At 57.8% G+C, this 21,352-nt stretch carries 20 protein-coding genes, 1 tRNA gene and 2 pseudogenes; 11 read left to right on the forward strand and 12 right to left on the reverse strand.

Translation table 11 applies throughout. The features are described 5' to 3' along the window. Nucleotides 1-30: 30 nt before the first annotated feature. The 5 genes from ACR0AM_RS05230 to ACR0AM_RS05250 all read left to right on the forward strand — a co-directional run bounded on the left by ACR0AM_RS05230 (nucleotide 31) and on the right by ACR0AM_RS05250 (nucleotide 4,405). The gene (locus tag ACR0AM_RS05230; RefSeq protein WP_480622303.1) at nucleotides 31-315 is read left to right on the forward strand and encodes a DUF3572 domain-containing protein; all 285 of its coding nucleotides are present in this window, start codon (nucleotides 31-33) and stop codon (nucleotides 313-315) included. A gap of 24 nt (nucleotides 316-339) precedes the next feature. After that, entirely contained in the window at nucleotides 340-1,032 is a 693-nt protein-coding gene (locus tag ACR0AM_RS05235; protein WP_480622304.1) for an HAD family hydrolase, read from the forward strand. A 118-nt stretch (nucleotides 1,033-1,150) separates the two neighbouring features. Continuing rightward, on the forward strand, nucleotides 1,151-2,710 hold the full coding sequence (locus ACR0AM_RS05240) for a trimethylamine methyltransferase family protein (RefSeq protein ID WP_480476126.1): 1,560 nt from the start codon (nucleotides 1,151-1,153) through the stop codon (nucleotides 2,708-2,710). Between the two features lie 118 nt (nucleotides 2,711-2,828). Further along, entirely contained in the window at nucleotides 2,829-3,416 is a 588-nt protein-coding gene (locus ACR0AM_RS05245; protein ID WP_480476128.1) for a heme NO-binding domain-containing protein, read from the forward strand. Then, nucleotides 3,413-4,405: a diguanylate cyclase domain-containing protein gene (locus ACR0AM_RS05250; protein ID WP_480622305.1), complete on the forward strand. Its 993-nt coding sequence runs from the start codon at nucleotides 3,413-3,415 to the stop codon at nucleotides 4,403-4,405. Before ACR0AM_RS05245 ends, ACR0AM_RS05250 begins: the two co-directional genes overlap by 4 nt. 39 nt (nucleotides 4,406-4,444) lie before the next feature. On the opposite strand, the gene ACR0AM_RS05255 is transcribed toward ACR0AM_RS05250, so the two are convergent. The 8 genes from ACR0AM_RS05255 to ACR0AM_RS05290 all read right to left on the reverse strand — a co-directional run bounded on the left by ACR0AM_RS05255 (nucleotide 4,445) and on the right by ACR0AM_RS05290 (nucleotide 11,985). Further along, the gene (locus ACR0AM_RS05255) at nucleotides 4,445-5,143 is read right to left on the reverse strand and encodes a CbiX/SirB N-terminal domain-containing protein (RefSeq protein ID WP_480557458.1); all 699 of its coding nucleotides are present in this window, start codon (nucleotides 5,141-5,143) and stop codon (nucleotides 4,445-4,447) included. Nucleotides 5,144-5,204: 61 nt separating this feature from the next. Beyond that, nucleotides 5,205-6,137, reverse strand: coding sequence for an AEC family transporter (locus ACR0AM_RS05260; RefSeq protein ID WP_480622306.1), 933 nt, complete (start codon nucleotides 6,135-6,137; stop codon nucleotides 5,205-5,207). A 33-nt stretch (nucleotides 6,138-6,170) separates the two neighbouring features. Continuing rightward, nucleotides 6,171-6,989: an MBL fold metallo-hydrolase gene (locus ACR0AM_RS05265; protein WP_480622307.1), complete on the reverse strand. Its 819-nt coding sequence runs from the start codon at nucleotides 6,987-6,989 to the stop codon at nucleotides 6,171-6,173. Further along, nucleotides 6,986-7,792 (reverse strand): TatD family hydrolase, encoded by an 807-nt coding sequence (locus tag ACR0AM_RS05270; RefSeq protein WP_480604345.1) that lies wholly within the window; start codon nucleotides 7,790-7,792, stop codon nucleotides 6,986-6,988. The genes ACR0AM_RS05265 and ACR0AM_RS05270 overlap by 4 nt, the downstream gene beginning before the upstream one ends. Beyond that, nucleotides 7,789-8,910: a DNA polymerase III subunit delta' gene (locus ACR0AM_RS05275; RefSeq protein ID WP_480622308.1), complete on the reverse strand. Its 1,122-nt coding sequence runs from the start codon at nucleotides 8,908-8,910 to the stop codon at nucleotides 7,789-7,791. Before ACR0AM_RS05275 ends, ACR0AM_RS05270 begins: the two co-directional genes overlap by 4 nt. Before the next feature lie 3 nt (nucleotides 8,911-8,913). Next, complete coding sequence (gene tmk, locus ACR0AM_RS05280; RefSeq protein ID WP_480622309.1) at nucleotides 8,914-9,540, reverse strand: dTMP kinase; 627 nt, start codon at nucleotides 9,538-9,540, stop codon at nucleotides 8,914-8,916. Next, the gene (locus tag ACR0AM_RS05285; protein WP_480622310.1) at nucleotides 9,537-10,703 is read right to left on the reverse strand and encodes a D-alanyl-D-alanine carboxypeptidase family protein; all 1,167 of its coding nucleotides are present in this window, start codon (nucleotides 10,701-10,703) and stop codon (nucleotides 9,537-9,539) included. The genes tmk and ACR0AM_RS05285 overlap by 4 nt, the downstream gene beginning before the upstream one ends. A 16-nt stretch (nucleotides 10,704-10,719) precedes the next feature. After that, nucleotides 10,720-11,985, reverse strand: a complete 1,266-nt coding sequence (locus ACR0AM_RS05290) for an SPOR domain-containing protein (RefSeq protein WP_480622311.1) — start codon at nucleotides 11,983-11,985, stop codon at nucleotides 10,720-10,722. A 202-nt stretch (nucleotides 11,986-12,187) separates the two neighbouring features. Between ACR0AM_RS05290 and ACR0AM_RS05295 the strand changes: the two genes are divergently transcribed. Further along, nucleotides 12,188-12,277 (forward strand) — tRNA-Ser (locus tag ACR0AM_RS05295). Between the two features lie 375 nt (nucleotides 12,278-12,652). Here the strand turns inward: ACR0AM_RS05295 and ACR0AM_RS05300 are convergent. From ACR0AM_RS05300 to ACR0AM_RS05310, 3 genes are read right to left on the reverse strand one after another with little or no spacing between them, the layout of a single operon-like run. Beyond that, nucleotides 12,653-14,332 (reverse strand): recombinase family protein, encoded by a 1,680-nt coding sequence (locus tag ACR0AM_RS05300; protein ID WP_480622312.1) that lies wholly within the window; start codon nucleotides 14,330-14,332, stop codon nucleotides 12,653-12,655. Then, nucleotides 14,329-14,745 (reverse strand): DUF2924 domain-containing protein, encoded by a 417-nt coding sequence (locus ACR0AM_RS05305; protein WP_480622313.1) that lies wholly within the window; start codon nucleotides 14,743-14,745, stop codon nucleotides 14,329-14,331. Before ACR0AM_RS05305 ends, ACR0AM_RS05300 begins: the two co-directional genes overlap by 4 nt. Continuing rightward, on the reverse strand, nucleotides 14,742-14,972 hold the full coding sequence (locus tag ACR0AM_RS05310; RefSeq protein WP_480622314.1) for a DUF3489 domain-containing protein: 231 nt from the start codon (nucleotides 14,970-14,972) through the stop codon (nucleotides 14,742-14,744). The genes ACR0AM_RS05305 and ACR0AM_RS05310 overlap by 4 nt, the downstream gene beginning before the upstream one ends. Before the next feature lie 448 nt (nucleotides 14,973-15,420). On the opposite strand from ACR0AM_RS05310, the gene ACR0AM_RS05315 reads away from it, so the two are divergent. The 4 genes and pseudogenes from ACR0AM_RS05315 to ACR0AM_RS05330 form a co-directional block, all read left to right on the forward strand. Further along, nucleotides 15,421-16,815 carry a site-specific DNA-methyltransferase gene (locus tag ACR0AM_RS05315; RefSeq protein ID WP_480622315.1) on the forward strand — a complete coding sequence of 465 codons (1,395 nt, stop codon included), beginning with the start codon at nucleotides 15,421-15,423 and terminating at the stop codon, nucleotides 16,813-16,815. Further along, complete coding sequence (locus ACR0AM_RS05320; protein WP_480622316.1) at nucleotides 16,808-17,239, forward strand: DUF5681 domain-containing protein; 432 nt, start codon at nucleotides 16,808-16,810, stop codon at nucleotides 17,237-17,239. Before ACR0AM_RS05315 ends, ACR0AM_RS05320 begins: the two co-directional genes overlap by 8 nt. Continuing rightward, on the forward strand, nucleotides 17,226-18,704 hold the full coding sequence (gene terL, locus ACR0AM_RS05325; protein ID WP_480622317.1) for a phage terminase large subunit: 1,479 nt from the start codon (nucleotides 17,226-17,228) through the stop codon (nucleotides 18,702-18,704). The genes ACR0AM_RS05320 and terL overlap by 14 nt, the downstream gene beginning before the upstream one ends. A 228-nt stretch (nucleotides 18,705-18,932) precedes the next feature. After that, a pseudogene (locus ACR0AM_RS05330) lies at nucleotides 18,933-19,220 on the forward strand (site-specific integrase); the annotation flags it as partial. Nucleotides 19,221-19,275: 55 nt separating this feature from the next. Here ACR0AM_RS05330 and ACR0AM_RS05335 read toward each other — a convergent pair. After that, nucleotides 19,276-20,627 (reverse strand): IS3 family transposase gene (locus ACR0AM_RS05335; RefSeq protein WP_480622318.1). Its coding sequence is split into 2 segments (ribosomal slippage): nucleotides 19,276-20,289 and nucleotides 20,292-20,627, totalling 1,350 coding nucleotides; the frame shifts between segments, so codons are not numbered across the junction. Nucleotides 20,628-20,699: 72 nt separating this feature from the next. On the opposite strand from ACR0AM_RS05335, the pseudogene ACR0AM_RS05340 reads away from it, so the two are divergent. Continuing rightward, nucleotides 20,700-21,341 (forward strand): annotated as a pseudogene (locus tag ACR0AM_RS05340) (tyrosine-type recombinase/integrase). Nucleotides 21,342-21,352 lie beyond the last annotated feature (11 nt).

Consider the following 21,352-nt stretch of genomic DNA (forward strand, 5'->3'; position numbering starts at 1 on the left):
TCTTTCCATCACCTGATCCGAGCACTGTTTATGTCCATTTCGCCCGATTCAGCCGAGACTCTTGCTCTGACGGCCTTGGGTTGGCTGGTCAGCAATGACGAGCTTTTGCCTGTCTTTCTTGGCTCGACAGGTGCTTCGATCGGGGATGTTCGCAATCGGGCCGGCGACCAGGACTTTCTGGCTTCGGTTCTCGATTTTCTTGTGCTTGACGATTCGTGGGTCATGGCGTTTTGTGACGCCAACTCGATCGCCTATGATCACCCTGCCCAAGCGCGGGCGGTTCTGTCAGGCGGTGGTGATGTACACTGGACCTGAACACCTTTTCCGCAGGAGCACGCGATGCCAATAGAAGCAATCGTCTTCGACAAGGATGGCACTTTGTTCGATTTTGCCAAAACCTGGGGAACCTTCGGGCGCTCGTTGCTGATGCGTCTGACAAAGGGGGATGTAGACCGGGCTGTGGAACTCGGCAGCATCATCGGATTTGACTTCGAGCAAGAGCGGTATTCCACGGATAGCATTGTGATAGCCGCAACAGTCGAAGAAATCGCCGAGGTGCTTATTGCGCATGTTGACGATGTGACATTGCAGGAAGTTGTAGACATGATGAATGCCGAGGCCGCAGCGGCTCCTCAATCCCCTGCCGTGCCGTTGGGTCCATTCCTGAAAGGGCTGCAGCAATCCGGGATCAAACTGGGCCTTGCGACAAATGACAGCGAGCATCCGGCATTGCAGCATCTGGAATCTGCGGGAATACGCGAACACTTCGATTTTATCGCCGGGTATGACAGTGGTCATGGGTTCAAACCCGGGCCAGGTCAGTTGCTGGCCTTTGCCGCACAGGTCGGGGTCGAGCCGTCGCGCATTGCAATGGTGGGGGACAGTGTTCATGACCTGCAAGCGGGGCGCGCAGCCGGGATGATCACCATTGGCGTTTTGACCGGATTGGCTGAAGCAGATGCGCTGGCACCGATGGCGGATGTGGTCCTTCCGGATATCGGTCACATTCCAGCGTGGCTGGCCGAAAAATGATGTGTTGATCCCGAAAATCGACGAACAATTATAGAAAACCGACAAGCTCTGTCGCAGATGGAGCGGCCAGAAACGCGTCTTCGGGTCTTGCTTGTACCAAGTCAGAACGGAGGCAACCATGGCCGAAACCAACACACGCAAACGCCGCGGCGGAGGACGCGCAGGTGCGGCAGCGCGCAGGGGTAGCGCGGTGATTGACCAGATGCCGTGGGACCCACCCATCAATATAGATCGCCCGACAGAACCGCTGGATCAGGCCGGGATCGAAGCGATCCATGAAGGGGCCATGCGTATTCTGGAAGAGATCGGGATCGAATTCTACAACGAAGAAGCAATCGGCATCCTGCGCGAAGCGGGGTGCACGATCAATGGTGACAACGTCCGCATGGGGCGCGATTTTGTCATGGAGATGATCGCCAAGGCGCCCAGCCAGTTTTCCATTACCCCCCGAAATGTTGACCACAGGATCGAGATAGGTGGAAAGAACATTCTGTTTGGCAACGTTTCATCTCCGCCAAATTACTGGGACATGGAGATCGGAAAGAAAGTGCCGGGCAATCGCGAGATGTGCCAGAATCTTCTGAAACTGACGCAGTACTTCAACTGTATTCACTTCGCAGGCGGATATCCTGTAGAACCCGTCGATATTCATGCCAGTGTCCGGCATCTGGATGTGCTGTATGACAAGCTGACCCTGACCGACAAGGCGATGCACGCTTATTCGTTGGGTAAGGAACGTGTTGAAGATGTGATGGAGATGGTGCGCATCGCGGGCGGTCTCAGCCACGAGGAATTCGAGGCCTCGCCACGGATGTACACCAACATCAACTCGACCTCGCCGTTGAAGCATGACCATCCGATGATAGATGGTTGCCTGAGATTGGCGCGGCGCGGGCAGGCGATTGTCGTAACCCCCTTTACGCTGGCGGGGGCAATGGCACCAGTAACGATGGCAGGTGCGGTTGCACAGTCCCTGGCCGAAGCCTTGTGCGCCATCGCTCTGTTCCAATATGTGCGCCCTGGTATCCCCTGTGTAATCGGAACTTTCACATCCAATGTGGACATGAAATCAGGCGCGCCCGCTTTCGGGACGCCGGAATACATGCGCTCGACACAGATGACCGGGCAGATGGCGCGATATTATGGGCTGCCGCTGCGTTCATCCGGTGTTTGTGCGGCCAATGTGCCAGACGGGCAATCCGTGTGGGAAACCTCAAACTCGCTCTGGGCGGCCGTACAGTCGGGCACCAACATGGTGTACCACGCCGCCGGTTGGCTGGAGGGCGGCCTGATCGCCAGCCCGGAAAAGTTCATTATGGATTGCGAGGTTTTGCAGCAAATTCAGCGCTATATGAACCCTGATCTGACCGCGACCGGGCCGGATGAGATTGCTTTGGATGCCATTCGAGCGGTTGGCAATGACGGTCACTTTTTTGGAATCCAGCATACACAGGATCGCTACAGCACGGCCTTCTACCAGCCCTTCCTGAGTGACTGGAAGAACTATGAAGGCTGGGAGGCCGCCGGAGGCATCTGGACGGCTGAGCGTGCACATCACATGTTCAAAGAGATCATCTCGAGCTTTGAGGCCCCTCCGATGGACGATGGTATTCGCGAGGAACTGGCTGAGTTCGTCGAACGCCGCAAGGCCGAAGGCGGCGCGCCGACGGACTTCTGACAAGGTGGGTAGTGTCGTCTTGATACTCCGCTGCATTCACAGCAACTCGGGGCGAATTTTGGCTATTTGTTAAGGTTTCTCAGACCACAGTGCCAAGGACACCAATCTGAGGCATCCGATGCATGGTCTGATCAACCGGGCGATACAATCCTTTGTCGGCGCGACCTACGGGCAATCCTGTTGGGTTCGCGTGACCGAAGGTGCGCGGCTTGGGTTTGTCGAGTTTGAAGCCATGCTCATCTATGACGATGACATGACGACCCGGTTGCTCGAGGCCCTGAGTATTGACCTCAACCGACCACAGGCGGAAATCCTTGAAGATCTGGGAACATATCTGGTGTCCCATCCGAACATGGAAGGGTTGCGCCGACTGCTCAGGTTTGGGGGTGTCACCTATGTCGAGTTTCTTCATTCCCTAGATGATCTTGCGGATCGTGTGAGACTGGCTGTCTCTGATCTGACTTTGCCTGCGCTTGAGTTGAGAGAGCTTTCAGCCACGGAATACCAGTTGTGCTGCCTTCCGGACTTACCAGGATTTTCCAGTGTTATGGTCGGGGTCCTGCGCGCGATGGCCGATGATTATGGTGCGCTGGTGATGCTGTCGCATGAGGGTCGTCAGGAGTGTTGTGAAATTATTTCAATCATTTTGGTCGAAAGCGCCTTTGCCGAGGGGCGCCATTTTGATCTGGGGGCTCGGAACAGATGACACATACCGAAGAACTGGCCGAACTTCTGGAAACGCTTTGCCCGATGTTCCTGTTGGTGGACCGCAGCGGATGCATTCAACAAGCGGGCCCGACATTGCAAAAGTTGCGGCCCGAATTGCCTTTGGTCGGGCTGGGGGTTCTGGACGTGTTCGAGCTGATCCGCCCCAGAACAGTCACCATCCTTCCCGCATTGATGTCGATGGCCGGTGCCAAACTGCATCTGAGATTTCGCGATGAACCACGTACGACCCTGAAAGGCCTGGTCGCACCCTTGCCCGAGTCGGGCTGTGCAGTCATCAATCTGTCATTCGGTATTTCGATTTTGGATGCGGTTCGGGATTACGCCCTGACAAGCGCAGATTTTTCCGGCACCGACCTGGCGATCGAGCTGTTGTATCTGGTCGAAGCCAAATCTGCCGCGATGGAAGCGTCCCGTTCACTTAATCTCAGGCTTCAGGGGGCAATGCTAGCCGCGGAAGAGCAGGCATATACCGATACATTGACAGGATTGAAGAACCGCCGCGCGATGGATCATTTGCTGGGGCATCTGATCCTGACAAATTCTACATTCGCCCTTATGCATCTGGATTTGGACTTCTTCAAATCCGTGAATGATCGGCTGGGCCATGCTGCCGGGGATTACGTCCTGCAACAGGCAGCCCGCATCATGCTTGAAGAGACGCGTGGAGACGATACGGTCGCGCGGGTCGGCGGGGATGAGTTTGTCATTATTTTCAAAGGTCTGACGCGGGAAGAAACCCTGGAGTCCATCGCCGGGCGCCTGATCGCGAGGTTGAATGAACCCATGATGTTTCAGGACCAACCGTGCTGTATCTCTGCAAGTATCGGAACGGCCTTGTCCACCCAGTTCAAGGTTCCCAAAGCCGCCGACATCCTTCACGCCGCCGACCTCGCCCTTTATCAGGCCAAGCGAGATGGCCGGTCCTGCCACCGCCTGTATTCCACTCTGATCAAAGCGCAAACCTGAGTTTTGCCTGTTTCTGGGGCAAAGAACTCAAGCGAATTTTTACGCGAGCTGAACGGCCTTCGTTACCTGCTTGGCAATCTGGTGCCGGATGGGTGGCAGTTCCCCAACCACTGGCAGCAGGACGCCTTCGAAGCCTGCTTGGCTCAATCCTGCGGGCACGTCGTCTACTGCGTGCCCCCCGGTGCAGGCAAAGAACGGAAGGCACAGCGCCTGGGCCCCTATGCCGGTTGCGGCTTCGGAAATGGATGGCGGTTCTTCAACAAACCCAACGCGGACAGATTTGAAAGCCAGCATTTCTTGAAGTTGCGATGCGAAATTCAGAGCCACAACCGACGGGTTTCGGCTACGCCCCGACCCATGGGCGGCAATGACCAAATCGGTCGACGCAGTTGCCCAATTCAATTCGGACAACTCGGATTGCAGGGCGTGCGCGGTCAATTCCGGTAGCTCTGGGTCAACACCCAATGGGTCTAGAATGCGCGCTTTGTGATCCCCTAATCGCTTGGGTAGTGCGCTGGTGACAAACCATCCGTTTGCCATGAAAAGCGGATAGATGACCGTGTTTTCCGGCAGGCTGTTCAGTTTAGCCTCGAACGCGCCGGGCGCGGCCAGAGTTGCAGCATGCACCGTTACATGCTCGGTCAGGGCGCCGACCGTAGCCGCGAATGCAGCCAAAGCAGCCTCAGCCGGTTCTGGATCGGACGGCTGGCCATGTGCGACGATGATGGCATGTGGCATTTGGATCTCCTGACACGATATGCGTTACGTGCCTCTGTGCGAACTGAAGTCAACACTACTGTTAGCCCAGAACCGTTAGCCAAAGCCAGACAGTCAGGATGGATGTGGCTGTCCCAATGAGAACAGCCGAAGCTGCGACCCGCTTGGCGCGGCCATACATATTGGCAAAGATATAGGCGTTAAACCCGGGCGCCATGGCTGCGTTCAACACCCCCGAGCGGAAAAGGTCCTGCGGCAGCCCCGTGGACTTGCCGAATATCCACACTAGGCTGGGATGTAGCATCAGCGAGATTGCGCAAACAAAGGCGATAGTTCGCAGATCGCCTTCGGGTTTGTATTTGACCAGTACCCCGCCCAGTGCAAACAGGGCGCCGGGCAGGGCGGCCCGAGTGATAAGACCAAGGGCTTCGTCCACCACAGCCGGGATGGTCAAACCGGACAGATTGACCACGAACCCCAGTGCAATACCAAGGATCAGCGCGTTCTTGAACATTGCAGACAGAACAGAACGTGCCATGCGCGCGCCACCGTTTCCGCGATTGCGGACAACCTCCATCACCGTGATCCCAACGCCGTAACAAAACGGGGAATGGAAGGCGATAATCGCATAGTTGCCTGTCAGGTTCTCAGGACCATAAGCGCGTTCGGTAATCGGCAATCCAAGCAGAACCGAGTTTGAGAACAGGCAACAAAACCCGATTGCCACGCAGTCTTCCCATTCGCGGTTGAAAATGATGCGCGCACCAAAAAGACCCGTGGTGAAACACAAGGCAGCGGCGGAATAGAAGCTGGCTAAAAGCCGGGGATCGAAACTGGCGCTGAGGTCCAGATGCGCGATGGCCAGAAACAACAGGCATGGGATCGCGAACCCTTGCGTAAATCTCATCAGCCCGTCGACATGGTTTTCTTTGAAATAACCTGTTCGTGTTGCCGTGTAACCGGCGCCGATCACAAGAAAGACAGGAAGAATGACGTCAATCAGGCTTTGCAGCATTTGGCCCCCATGCAGCTGCCAAGCTGCGATATCTTATGCAAAAGGAACAGGGGCCTGAAACGCGTGATGTATCACCATCCCGTCATAGGCGGGGGTGATATTGTCCGGAGTTTCTGCATCGACGGTCGCATAGTCCAGATCGATATGCATATTGGTCAGTATCGCCTGTTTTGGTTGCAGCTTCCCAATCCATTCCAGCGTTTTTTCCAGATGTGCATGTGTGGGATGAGGGCTTCGGCGCAGGGCGTCGATAATGAGATACTCCAACCCTTCCATTTCAGGCCATGCGTCGTCGTAAATTTCGGCAACATCCGGCAAATAGGCGAGCTGCCCCATTCGAAAGCCCAGAGAATCTATCGAGCCGTGATTGACCTTGAATGGACGAAACGGAATGGGTCCTCCGGGGCCATCGATTTCGAACGGCCCGTCGATGGACTTGAGGTCGAGGATCGGAGGATAGGGTGACCCTTCGGGTTGAATGAAGGCGTATCCAAACCGCCCCAGCAGGGCGTTCTGAGTATCACCATCAGCCCAGACCGGAACGCGGGTTTTCATGTTGAACACGATCATGCGCAGGTCGTCGATTCCATGGACATGATCCGCGTGAGAGTGTGTATAGACCACACCATCAAGCCGCCCGGTGCCCGTGTCCAGCAACTGGCTGCGCATGTCCGGGGTCGTATCAATCAACACGGAGGTTGTGCCGCCGGGGCCGTCACGCTCGACAAGCAGGGAACAGCGTCGGCGAATGTTCCTGGGGTTTGCAGGGTCGCAATCACCCCAGTGACCACCCAACCGGGGTACGCCGCCTGACGATCCGCAGCCCAGAATGGTAAATCGCAATTCGGTCATGCAGCGGCCCTGTACGTTGCCGCCTTGCTGAACAGCCGGTCAAAGTTCGCCTGAGTTTGGGCGGCAAAAGCCGGATACTCCAGCCCGAACAGCTCGGCCCCTTTTCGGGCTGTATGTGCGGTATAGGCCGGTTCGTTTCGCTTGCCACGATAAGGGGGCGGTGCCAGATAGGGCGCGTCAGTTTCCACCAGAATGCGATCCACTGGCGTACTTGCGAAAATGTCGCGCAACTCCTGGCTTTTGGGAAAGGCCGCAATGCCGGACATGGAAAGATAAAACCCCAGATCCAGCGCGGCCTTGGCCAACTCGGCCGAGGACGAGAAACAGTGCATCACGCAGGAATAGGGCGCATTGCGATATTCTTCGGCCAGAATTCGGGCCATATCGTCGTCTGCGGCGCGGGCATGGATGATCAAAGGCAACCCTGTGCGCTGGGCGGCTTCGATATGAATGCGCAGTGATTGCTTCTGAAGCTCAGCGCTGTCCGCTGTATAGTGGTAATCCAGACCGGATTCGCCGATGCCTACAAATTTCGGGTGTTGTGCCAGTGCAACCAATTCATCGACCGAGACCATAGGCTCGTCTGCGGCACTCATCGGGTGGGTCCCTGCGGCGTAGAATACCGGCGCATGGGCTTCGGCAATTGCACGGACCGCGGGTTCATTGCGCAGCTTGGTGCAAATCGTCACCATCCGGGTCACGCCAGCCTCGGCCGCGCGCGAAATGATGTCGCTCAACTGACCGTCAAAATCCGGGAAGTCCAGATGGCAATGACTGTCGGTGATCTGGGGGGTGTCGCTCATCTGACCTGGCCGGCGGTTTCCTGTATCTTGAACACCGTATCTAGGACCAGAGCGGCAGGGTCAAGGTTCACCGCCTGACCATGTCGCGCGCGGGCTGTGATTGTCGCGGCGACTTCGGCCCATCGACGAGCCTGATCCGTAGAATTCGACAATCTGGCCAGCGTTTCAGCTTCGTTCGGGGCGGCTTCGGGGGACGGTGGTGCGCCGGTTGCCCCGGTCAGGGCCAGCCGAGACAAGGCGACATCGATCAGTGTCAGCAGCAGATCAAAGCGCTCGGCCGCGCCGCGTTGTGCTGCAGCCTCGGCCAGGGCCAGTGCGCGCTGCCGGTCCAGACGGGGCAGGGTGCCCAGAATGGCAATCAGTTCGGCATAGATTTCAAGTCCGCCCAGATTGATCAGGCGAACCGCGTGCCCGACCGAGCCAGCGGCCAATGCGGCGAGATATTCGGGGTGCGCCAGTAAGGTCGTCCCGGTTTGCGACAGCGCGTCCTGCATATCCCCAGCGTTCAGCGGCCCCAGACGTAGGGTACGGCAACGAGAGCGGATGGTTGGCAGCAAGCGCGAGGGTTGGTGCGATACCAGCAAAAGGGTGGTGCGCGCCGGAGGCTCCTCCAGCATCTTCAGCAGTGCATTGGCGGCGCTGACATTCATCTCATCCGCCGAATCCACGATTACGACCCGGCGCCCGCCATCGGCAGAGGACAGGCCAAAGAACTTTCCCAGCTTTCGGATGTCGTCCACAACGATTTCGTTGCGCAGCCGCCCCTGATCATTCAGTGACCTGGCTATCGCGGCCAATCCCGGCTCGGCCCCGGCCAGTATGCGACGTGACACCGGGTGGTTGGGATCAATGTCGAGAGTCTCTGGCGGTGGCGGCGCGCCAAACAGCCCACCGTCGTTTGCCAAAGGTGTTGCCAGCAAGAACCGCGCAATCCGCCATGCCAACGTCGCCTTGCCGACACCACGCGGCCCGGTCAGCAACCAGCCGTGGTGCAGCCGGTCCGAGTTGAAGGCGGTCAGAAACGCCTGTTCCGCTGCATCCTGACCAAAAAGCTGGGCGGTCTCGCGGGGATGCGGCGCACCAGGCACCTGATCCGGAGAGGGGATTTCGTCATTCATCGTCTATCGCAATGCAGCCTGGACGATTTCTGTCACATCCTGTGCAACGCTGTCCATGTCCCGGTTGCCGTCCACAACGCGGAAACGGTCGGAAAACTCACGGGCCAGCGCCAGAAAGCCCGCCCGCATTTTCTTTTGCAGGTCCGGGCCGAAATCTTCGAACCGTTCTTCCGCGCCTTGCCGCCCTTTGGCGCGGGACAGGCCGGTATCGGGGTCCATGTCGATCAGCAGCGTCAAGTCAGGCTCGCGCTTGATCATCAGGCTGTGCAGCTGATCAACAAGGCCGCGCAGATCTCCCCGCGATAGGCCCTGATACATGCGTGTGCTGTCGGCAAAACGGTCGCAGATCACGACTTGCCCTGCGGCCAGCGCGGGTTCGATCGTACGTTCCAGATGGTCGCGGCGGGCGGCCGTGAAAAGCAGAATTTCCGTTTCTGCCGACCAGCGGTCGGGATCACCTTCCAACACCAGACTACGAATTTCTTCCGCGCCAGGCGAGCCGCCCGGTTCACGCGTCAAAACGACCTCATGACCCTGCGCGCGCAGTTGACCTGCCAGCATCCGCGCCTGAGTTGACTTGCCTGATCCGTCAATGCCTTCGAAAGTCAGAAATAACCCGGCCCTGGTCACATCGACTCCAGCGGGTTATTGATCACGTCTTTCAGAACAATGCCACCAACGGTCAGCATACGAACGACAAATCCACCAATTGCAACGTCTTCCGCTGCCACCAGCGGACGTCTTATTTCCGGCAATCCTTCAGGCTTGATGACAAGCTCGGCCAGTTGCTGGCCTTTTTTGACCGGCGCATTGATGGGACCCTGATAGACAACTTCGGCCTTGACGTTCTGTGTGCCCAGAACTGGAAACAGAACCGTCAGATCGCCGTCAGGTACAAGACCTACGGTCTTTTTCTCGCCCATCCACAGCTTGGCTTCGGCTATCGGCGTTTCCGCGTTGGCAACTGTCCTCTCGACAAAATTTCGAAACGACCAGTTAACCACGGCCTCAGCCTCCTCTGCCCGTTGGCCGGTGCTGTCCAGCCCGCTGAGGACGAAGATGACACGGCGGTCGCTCTGTTTGGCGGAGCCGACGAGGCCGTATCCGGCCTCCTGCGTGTGGCCGGTTTTCAGTCCATCCGCGCCGATGCTCAGTTTCAGCAACGGATTGCGGTTACGGGCATTCGATGGCGCACGGCCATCGAATTCGAATTCCTCTTCTGAAAACAGGGGGTAATATTCGGGGAAGTCGGTAATCAGCCTGTCGGCCAGAACCGCCAGATCGTGAACCGACATCATATGTCCGGCGGCAGGCCAACCGTTCGAGTTCGCGAAATTCGAGTTGTTCATACCGATCTGCTTGGCGCGTTGGGTCATATATCGGGAAAACCCGGCCTCTGTCCCGTCGGGGCTCAGCGCCTCGGCGAGCACCACGCAAGCGTCATTGCCTGACAGAACGATGATGCCGCGCAGCAGGTCCTCGACCCGAACCCGGTCCTGCGTGTTCAGAAACATGGTCGAGCCGCCATAGCTCATCGCGTGTTCGGACACGGGCAGGGTTTCGTCCAGCGTCAGTCTTCCGTCACGCAGCGCTTCAAAAGCAACATACAGCGTCATGAGCTTGGACATGGATGCAGGCGGCAAGGGTTGATCAGCGTCTTTTGCCAAAAGCACCGTACCGGTGGTCTGATCGATCACATATGCCGCGCGGGCGGATGTATCAAAAGCCTGAGCCGGGATTGCCAGCACGGCAAGCCCAAAGGCCAGAACAGAAACTCGCAATGAGGATAGCATGTTATGCCTCCATGTATCAGTCGGACACGGTGAACGCATCTTTGAAACCAAGATCCTTTACATCTTTTTGAATGGCTTTGCGTTCGGCCCGGGTTGTGGCAGGGCCAACCAGGACCCGCCATACTGTTTTGTTTTCGGTTTTCAGTTCCCGCACAACAGTCGACATGCCATTCCGGCGCACTTTCTCAGCAGCGGCATTGGCATTTGCTTCGACGCTGAATGTCCCGATCTGCACGAATGGTTTGCTCAGCGGAGACGCAGCGCCTGTTGCTGCTGCCGCGGCCGGAATCGCTTCGGTCGCGTCAATCGCGGCTGCCGCGCCTTCGATGGGGTCCAGCGGCGTTTCGGTGATTTCAGTGGGGTCTTTCTTTTGCCACCACTTCCGTTTCGCGGGTTTTTCAGCAGGGGCTTCGACAGGCGCATCGGACAACGCCGGTGCAACTTCTGCGGCCACATCCACACTGTCTGTTGCGACATCCGCCGCAGCCACGGTGGCTCCCGCAGCCGCCGCTGCTGGCTCTTGTTTCTGCCACCACTTCCGCTTGGCGGGTTTTTCTTCAGCGGGCTCTGTCGGATCCTCAGTGGCTGATGCCGCGTCGGTGGTCGTATCCGTACCTTCGGTCGCTTCGTTGGCAGAACTTGCCGCTTCCGCCGCAACCACTGCTGCACCGGCTGCTGCCGCTGGCGCCTTCTTTTGCCACCATTTCGGCTTGGCCGGTTTTTCGCTATCTGCCGCAGATGGATCGTCGGTGGTCGCGGCGTCCGACACCGCAGCCGTATCCGCCGCTTCGTCTTCCGGTTTGGGCGCGTCCTCTGGTGGTGATTCCTTTGCAACTTCACGGCGCAGAGCGACAACACTGACCTTTGTCGGCGCGCCCGCCAGCATTCCGAGCTGTTCCGCAGCCGCAGATGACACCTGAAGTGCCGGGCCGGGCAGGTTGCGTTCACGTCGGAACAGGGCCCCTGTTACGGACTTGTTGTTTGCGGTGTTCGTAATCACGACACGCTCGGGCTGTGAAACATCCGGGTAGGCAACCCAGATCCCACCCAGCGAGGGTCTGCCATCCCAAAGCCCCGCTTCGGTGACCTGAAAAACATCAGGGGCTTCGACGTCACGCTGCGAACCCGAGGCCGCCTCGGGAAGGAGTTCGGTTTTGTTTGAGTTTTCTTCAGGTTTTTCAGCCTCTTGAAGAATGTCCTCACACCCGCTCAGAACTGTCAAAGTCAACGCCAGATACGCCAACCGTTTTGGTCCCGGGCGTGTCATGATCGCTCGCTTCATCTGCTTATCCCTTGCCTGAAGGGGTCTCGTTCTCGGAACCCCGCTGCCGGTCTGCTGGTTCTGCTTGCCAGCCTGTTTCGGTCTATTTCGGGGATCATAACGCGGCTGAAGAGTCATGGAAAGACCGCTGCGCGGGCTTCGGCAAGAAATCCCGATTTCGACTTGCCTCTGGCAGAACTTGCGCTTAGACCCTGCCTTCGACGGGGAGGTGGCAGAGTGGTCGAATGCGGCGGTCTTGAAAACCGTTGGGCGTGAGAGCGTCCCCAGGGTTCGAATCCCTGTCTCCCCGCCACTCATACCTGTCTCACTTCAGTTGTACTTTCTGACTCGGAATTGTTCCGCAATTCCCGCGCCTTGGCGCATGCGCTTTCAATCAGAGACGGAGCAGACTGTACATTCAGAGCGCAATTCCGGCCGCAGTCTCAGTGCCGCATTTTAGCGGGGTCGCTTTGGGCTAGATTTCCCTGATAACCTGTAATTTACAGGGAATTTCTGCAAACCAGGACTGATTTCCGTCATTTCTCTTATCAGAACTGTATGTTTTTCAGAGGTTAATGCTGCAAATTCCCTAAAAGGTGGAACAGGGAATTTTCTCGCGGGAACAGGGAATTGTGCCGACGGATCAGGGAGGGCGAAGTCTGTATCAGGGAAGCAGGATCTGGAGCTATCAAAAGCCGAATAGGCGTTCCTGTTCGGACCAATCAAGCGGGTGGGTCTTGCTGACCAGACGCTTGAGTGTGAGTTCGGGCGGCTGGGTTCCGTCGAGAACCGCCGTTTGAATCTTCGGTGAGAGAAAGGCGAGCTGGGCGCGGGTGCGGATGAAGGCGCCGGGGACGCTTTCGCGGCGTGCGATCTCCATCAGTTGAACTCCGGATTTTAGATCGCGTGCCCAGCCATGGGCGCGGATCAGCATGGACCAAAGGTGGGGATCAGGTTGGGGTGCCATATCTCCGGCGATGACCTTGGCCTCGACGCCGCGGCGGCGCAGACCGAAAGATGCGGTTATGTGTGTAAGATCCGGGTGCAGATGGTCCGCAGCTATGCCAACTGCGTTTGCCAGACACTCGGGATTCAGTTCGAGGTCGATCTGACCTGGTGCAATTTTGCCTTTGGCCAGAAGAGCAGCGCTGACCTGACCGCCTTGGCGTTGAAGCCGGATTACTAAATCCGCAACTGAAGTCCGAACTGCCTCCGCTGACCCGGCCTCCGGCTGCGCCAGAACTCGATGCGTGATTGCGGCGTCTTGCAGATGTCTGACGATGACATCAATGACCGCGTTTTCCAGCGCAGGGCCGGGCAGTCGCCAGCCAGAGATATCCTTGCCGCCTGAGATCAGTCGATTGGAGATATAGTAGCGCAACCGTCGGCCTTTGCGCGTGGTGTGGGTCGGCGTCAACCGATCACCAGTTTCGTCATACAGCAGACCGGTGAGCCAGGCGCCGGGGTCAGTGGAGTGTTGGCGCGCATCGGAGTCGCCGCGTGCCCGCGAGCGGTTGGAGGCCTGTCGCATTTTTTCCTGCACCCGGCCCCAGATGTCCTGATCGATGATCGCCGGATGTTGTCCGTCCCAGATCTTATCCTTGTGGCGGATTTTTCCGAGATAGACCGGATTGCGCAGCAGGTAATAGATTTGACCCCGTGACAGCGGACAATCCCCCTTCACACTGCCATCTGTCCGAACAACCCGTTTTGACCGTAGGTCTTCTGCCTTTGCCCGTTCTTCTACTTTGCGCAGGCAACCAAGCTCGTCATAAAGCCCAAAGAGATGCCGGACCGTTCTGGCCTCCTCTTCATTCACCACCAGCGTTCTTGCCTTCGGATCGGGGTGGCGATCATAGCCCAGAGGCAGGTTGCCACCCATCCAAAGCCCCTTCTTCTTCGACGCTGCAATCTTGTCGCGAATACGTTCGGCGGTGACTTCCCGTTCAAACTGAGCAAAGGACAACAGCACATTCAGCGTTAACCGGCCCATGGAAGATGAGGTATTGAAGGCCTGCGTGACGGACACAAAAGAACAGTTTGCCTGTTCCAGCCGGTCGACCAGCTTAGAGAAGTCGGCAAGCGACCGGGTCAGCCGGTCAATCTTGTAGACCACCACCATGTCAATACGCCCGGCATCGATCTCTTCAAGAAGGAGCTGAAGGGCGGGTCGCTCTAGGGTGCCGCCCGACAGGCCACCGTCATCGTAGCGCCCGGACAACAGGGTCCAGCCTTCATGTCGCTGGCTTGCGACATAGGCCGCGCAGGCTTCATATTGCGCATCCAGCGAATTGAAGTCCTGATCCAGCCCGTCTTCTGAGGACTTGCGCGTGTAGATGGCGCATCGGATTTTACGGCGCGGGCTCATTTGGCCGCCTTGCCGGTGAGCCCAAAGAAACGCGGCCCTGACCAATGCGCGCCGGTAATCTCTCTGGCGATGGCCGAGAGTGAGCGATAGGACCGACCTTTCCAAGTAAAACCGTCCTCTGTGGCGTCGACTACATGTGTCACGCCATTCCACTCACGTAGCAGGCGCCCACCGGGTTTTAGGGCAGGGCATTTAGGCCGGGGTTTCTTCCCAGAGCCCTTTTCCAGCGTGGCTTTGACTTGACGGGGTAGCCTGCCATGACGGCGGGACTGCATCTCAAAGGCGATAAAGCGGCGCAGGAAGGGTTGGCTGAGCATGGCGGGGGCGGGTTGATCAAACAGTTGCTGCCAAAGCGTGACCAGATCCGATCGTCCCATGACGGCCAGATCGGCAACATCGTTCGTCTTGGTCATGACGCTTCTCCAGTTCTCGCCGCCAGATGATATGTGGATGGTCCAATTGGTTTGTCGGATGCCCGCCTTTCAATTGTGACGCCTTTTTTCCGCAGGCCGCTTAGAGCCGCTCGGACCGAATGAGGCTGCCACCCCGTTGCTTTGCAGAGCGCCTCAAGGCTGGCGCCGCTCGGGCGACGCAACAAAGCTTGAACCTTGTCAATTTTGGTTTGCTTCCGTTTGGACATTAACTGTCTCCTCTGATCTTGGGTCAGCGCGATGCCGAACCCCGGTACCGAGGAGCGCCCGAATGGCTCGGGCGTAGGTTCAGTGATGCGTGGTTGACGGCAACAGTCCAGCTCTTTCTGAAACGATTACTGGAGGCGTGTGTTTTGAAGTGCGACGCTGCCGTACCCCCGATTATTCGTCAACAATCTTAATTGGTTACTTTTAGTTTGGGGGGTTGCGTCTCGTATTGATGGCACCTACATTCGACCTAATCGCCCGGACTACTAGGGCGGGAAACTGCTCCCGCAGGCAGCACTCATTGGAAACACAGGTTTCCGCAGAGAGCATTCAAAGGAGCAACGTCTCGGATCGATTGGTCCGGGGAGTTGCGATTTGTGCTCTCTCCGATTTTCCAACGCGATCCCTCCATCTCGACGTCCGCGCGGCGTCACGCAAAAGGAGGCGGTTATGCCTGCCAACAAAACACAAAGTGACGCTCTGGCGTCCAATACGCCGATCTGGATGGCGGAGAAAGTCATCCAATTGAAGATCAGCCAGATCAAGCCCTACGCCAACAACAACCGCGTGCACGCGGCCACGAATATCGACAAGCTTAAGGCATCGGTGGCCCAGTTTGGCTTTGTCACTCCGATCCTCGTGGATGCTGAAGGTACCATCATCGCGGGTCATGGCCGCTATGAGGCCGCTAAGGCTCTGGGGTTGAATTCCGTTCCGACTGTTGTCGCGGATCACTTGTCAGAAGCGGAAGTGCGCGCTCTGCGCATTGCGGACAATAAGCTGGCGGAAATGTCGGACTGGAACGAAGCGGCGTTGCAGATCGAATTTGCCGAGCTGATGGATCTCAGCCTTGATGGCGAGTTGAACTTTGATCTGGACATCACAGGGTTCGAAACTCCGGAGATCGACATCATTATCGACAGCGTCGGTGAGGTGACGGAATCTGTAGCGGAAACTGTTGAGACGCCGGACTCTGCGGCACCCGTAGTCACGGAGCCGGGCGACCTCTGGGTTCTCGGAGATCATCGCATCTTCTGCGGGGATGCCCTTCAAGCCCAGAGCTACGACACCTTGCTGGAAGGCGAGCGCCCGCAGATGGTCTTCACCGATCCTCCTTATAACGTGCCGGTCAATGGGCATGTGCGGTCCGGCAATAGCGCCGAACACCGCGAGTTTGCCATGGCGTCGGGGGAAATGTCGGATAGCGAGTTCCGCGGCTTTCTTTCAGGCGTGATCACACAGTTGTTTGGCCGTCTGCCAGACGGGCGTATTGCAATGATCTGCATGGACTGGCGTCATATCGAAGAACTGATTGCAGTGGGCAAGGCAGCTGGATTGGACCTCATCAATCTCTGCGTCTGGAATAAGACGAACGGAGGCATGGGCAGCCTTTATCGCTCCAAGCATGAGTTGATTTGCATTTTCAAGAAGCCTGGTGCGCCGCACATCAACAACGTCGAGCTGGGCAAACACGGGCGCAACCGGACCAATGTCTGGGATTACGCCGGTGTGAACAGCTTTGGGGCGGGGCGCGAGGCGGACCTCTCAGATCATCCCACGGTGAAACCGACAGCTTTGGTGGCGGCTGGCATCATGGATGTGAGCCATCGCGGCGATGTTGTTTTAGACGCCTTTGGCGGGTCCGGGGCGACCTTGCTGGCAGCAGAGAAAACCGGGCGGCGGGCGCGGCTCATTGAGCTCGACCCGGCCTATGTCGATGTCGCCATCCGCCGTTGGCAGGAGATGACTGGTGAGAACGCCGTGCACGCGGTGACCGGCCAGACGTTCGATGCGCATTCTGCGGCAACCGATGCCACTTCAGAGCTGGAGGCGGATCATGTCTGACGATACGAAAGACTACGAAGTGGGCTACGGCAAACCGCCCAAAGCGACCCGGTTCAATAAAGGCCGCTCTGGCAATCCGAAAGGGCGGCCGAAAGGTGCCAAAGGGGTGAATGCCAGCTTGAAACGCGAATTGGAAACCAAGATTACGGTTCGCGAAGGCAGCCACGAAATCCGGATTTCCAAGGCGGAGGCAGTTGCCAAGCGGTTCACAGCAGGCGCGTTGAAGGGCGACACGAAGTTGTTGATGGCGCTGCTTAAGCTGGACACAGATCTGTTCAACGCAAGTGAATTGGACGCGCAAGAAAGCGTCCGTGCGGTTGAGCCGGACGCTGTCGACTACGACATCCTCCGGGATTTCTTTTCCAGCCAACTGGACGGTGACGGTGATCTGGAAAACGAGGAGGCGGAAGATGACGACTCCTGATCCAAAAATCGTCGTGCAAGCCGCTCGCGAGGTTTGCCGGGACAATTTCTTTCCCTTCGTGTGGCGTGTGTTTGGCACGCTGCACCAGGGGGTTGACCGCGGCTTTGATCCGGCCTGGCATGTGCGTGCTATGTGCCATGAGTTGGACAATGTCCGTCGAGGCGAAAACAAGCGACTGATCATCAACATCCCGCCACGTTGCCTGAAATCGGTCACCGTGGCCGTTGCATATGTCGCTTATCTTCTCGGTCATAACCCCAGCGCCAAGATCATCGTTGCCAGCTATGGGTTGGATCTGGCGCGCAAACATTCTGAAGATTGTCGTCGGATCATGTCTGCGCGCTGGTACCGGGAAATGTTCCCTGAAACGGTCTTGGCTAAAAAGGGCAACACCTCAGAAGAAATCCGCACTACAAAGGGAGGCAGCCGTAAGGCTGTCTCCATTGGAAGTTCTGTCACCGGTCATGGCGCGGACTACATCATCATCGATGACCTGCTGAAAGCCGGAGATGCCGGCTCCGAAGCCGAGCTGGTCAAGGCGCAGGAGTTCATTGAGGGGACCTTGTTGTCGCGCTTCGACAATCCGGCCGAAGGGCGTGTGGTTATGGTTGCGCAACGGTTGCACGAGATGGATCCGCCGGGTTATCTGCTCGAACGCGGGACTTATCGGCATCTGAATCTGCCTGCCATCGCCGAAGACCATGAGGTGGTTCCTCTTGGGCGTGGAAGGGTCATGCGCCGCAAACCGGGTGATCTCCTGTGCCCGTCCCGTTTGGATCAGCAAACGCTGGATACCAAGCGTCGCGAAATGGGCGCGGCCGTGTTCAATTGCCAGTATCAGCAGAACCCCATTGCTCCCGACGGGTCGCCCTTGCGCTGGGAGTGGTTTGGCACCTACGAGACCATCGAAGATCGCCGCTGGTTCCAACTGGTGGTTCAGAGCTGGGATACGGGCATGTCGGCAGACCCCCGGTCTGATTTCTCTGTCTGTACAACCTGGGGGTTCCGCGAAAATGGGTGGTACCTTCTCGACGTCTGGCGCGGGCAGGTAGACTACCCAGACCTGAAAGCCAAGGCACTGCAACTTGTCGACCGTTGGGATCCCGATCGTGTCCTGATCGAAGATGCGGCCTCCGGCAAACCTCTTTTGGACGAATTGTTTCGTGATGACCGTCGGCGCTACGAACGCATTAAACCCGACAAGGACAAGGAAACCCGGTTCCAGTCCGCTTGCGGTCCTGTCGAAGAGGGCAAGGTTTATCTGCCTGCAGATGCACCCTGGCTGGCAGCGTTCAAACGGGAGCTTCAGTCCTTTCCACGCGGACGCAACGACGATCAGGTCGACAGCTTTGCCCACTTTGTGAACTGGTCCAAGGGAGTGGGGTTCTATCGGGCGCTAGGCCATGATCATCAGATAAACATCGAACGTCGCGAGCGCCGTCGCGAGCGGATCAGACGGCGGTAGAACCTCAGCGTCAAGCTTGAAAACTCGTTGAATAGTACTGGGAGGGCCGATGTCGGACCAATCCTGAGAGCGGCCCCAATGACCGCTCGCAACCACAATGGACGAAGCCGCTCGCGCGGCATTGGAGCCTGTGGCAGGCGTTTTGCATTGATCTGACCCCTGTGCATTTGGGAATGGGCGCGGCTGTCTGACGATTGGGACCTCTCAATCGAAAGACAGGAGGTTCCCATGGCGGAGGAGAGAACAACGCCGCTGCGCGAGCGGATGATCGAGGACATGCGGATCAAGGGGCTGGGTGACAAGTCTCAGAAGTCGCACATCCGGGCGATCAAGGACTTCGCAGCGTTTCTGGGACGGTCGCCGGACACCGCGACGCCGGACGATCTGCGCGCCTACCAGCTTCACATGACCGACTGCGGTGTCACGCCGCCGACCTACAACGCCCGCATCATTGCGCTGAGGTTCTTCTTCGAGACGACCTGCGGGCGGGGCGAGATTGTCCGTCGTCAGAGTTTTCCGGCAAGCGGATGCGTTTTGGTAACGGAGGCTCTGGTTCGATTTCTGTTTCAGTTTAGGCGGCAGCGGATTGGTGCTGCAACCGGCGTTTTCTGATTGTCTGTTTCTTGATCTCCTCTCTCATCTTCAGGATCTTCGGGCCTCGTCCGTAGTAGACGTCGGTGGGCGTCAGATTGCTCAGGCTCTCGTGGTAGCGGTGGTTGTTGTAGTGATCGACGAAGGCGCTGATCTGGCGCTCCAGGTCGCCGGGCAGGAAGTAGTTTTCCAAGAGAACCCGGTTCTTCATCGTCTGGTGCCAGCGCTCAATCTTACCCTGGGTCTGCGGATGGTGCGGCGCACCACGAACATGATCCATGCCTTTATCCTCAAGATAATCAGCCAGATCGGCGGCAACATAGGATGAGCCATTATCACTGAGAAGTCTTGGCTTGTGCACGACGGTCGCACTGTTGCAGCCCGAAGCGTCCAACGCCAGCTCCAGCGTGTCAGTGACATCCTTGGCCTTCATCGTCGTGCAAAGCTTCCAGGCGATGATGTATCGGCTGTAATCGTCAAGGATTGTGCTGAGATAGAACCAGCCCCAGCCGATGACCTTGAGATAGGTAAAGTCGGTCTGCCAGAGCTCGTTCGGTCTGGTTGTCTTGTCTCGGAACTCATCGGCTGCGCGGATCACCACATGGGCTGGCGCGGTGATCAGATCCTCGGCCTTGAGGATGCGATAAGCCGATGACTCGGAGACAAAATATCGCTTCTCGTCAGTATATTTGACCGCCAGTTCCCTAGGCGTCAGGTCTTCGTGGTCGAGCGCGAACGCGACAAAATCCTCGCGGGTGTCGTGCGGTATGCGGTTCCAAACTGACCGCGGGCGCGGCGAACGGTCAGCCAGCGCATCAAGGCCACCGTCGCTCCAGCGCGCATACCAATCGTAGTAGGTACTGCTGGGGATGCCGAGCATCGCCAGCGTTTGCTTCACCGACAAATGCGAGGCTTCCACAGTGCGGATGATCTCAAGCTTCTCGGAGGCGGGATATCTCATGCGTCGTCCTCCCCATCCCCGATCATGCTTTTTTTGAGCAATCTGTTCTCAAGAGTCAGCTCCGCGACGACCTCTTTCAAGGCTGCGGATTCCGACCGTAGTTCCTTAACCTGAGGTGATGTCGCCTGTCGTGCTGTATCACCCGCCAGACGGTTCTTCCCAGCTTCAAGGAATTCCTTCGACCAGGAATAATACAGGCTCTCGGCAATCCCCTCACGGCGGCAAAGCGCAGCGATACTCTCTTCACCACGCAGCCCTGCCAACACGACCCTGATCTTCTCTTCAGCAGAGTAATGCTTGCGTGTCTTGCGTTTGATGCCTCGGACCAGCTTGTCAGCCGCATCCTTTGATGTTCCGGATTTCTTATTCATCTTCGCTCCATAATGGCTTCGATGAACCAGAAATCCTCCGTTGCTCAAACCCCTAAATCTGTCCGGTAGGCGCTGACGTCAGACACCTGCGGGCGGGGCGAGATGAAGCGGCACATGCAGTTCCGCACCCAGCCGCGCAAGCTCCCCGTGGTGTTCAGCGCCGAGGAAGTAGCGGCACTGCTGCGGGTCGCGCCAGGACCGGGGCTGAAGTACCGGGCGGCGCTGAGCATCTCCTATGGTGCCGGGCTCAGGGCCTCGGAAGTCTGCAATCTCAAGGTCAGCGATATCGACAGCGACCGGATGCTGATTCATGTCGAACAGGGCAAGGGGCGGAAGGACCGGAAGGTCATGCTGTCGCCGGGATTGCTGAACCTGCTGCGCGAGTATTGGCGCGAGGCGCGGCCTGAGGGCTGGTTGTTTCCGGGCAAGCCCAAGATCAACCCCCTCTCGTCGCGCCAACTCCACCGCGCCTTCAGCTCGGCAAAGCACATCGCGGGGATCAAGAAGCCGGGCAGCACGCTGCACACGCTGCGGCATAGCTTCGCGACGCACCTTCTGGAGGCCGGTACGGATGTGCGGGTGATCTAGGTCCTGCTCGGGCATGCCAAACTCGAAACAACGGAGCGCTACACACATGTCGCCACGAAGCTGATCCGTGACACGGCGAGCCCCTACGAGACGCTGGCCAAGCTGCAGGATCGAAGCCGGGAGTAGCGGACCAGGGT

The organism is Ruegeria sp. AD9, from assembly GCF_056542305.1.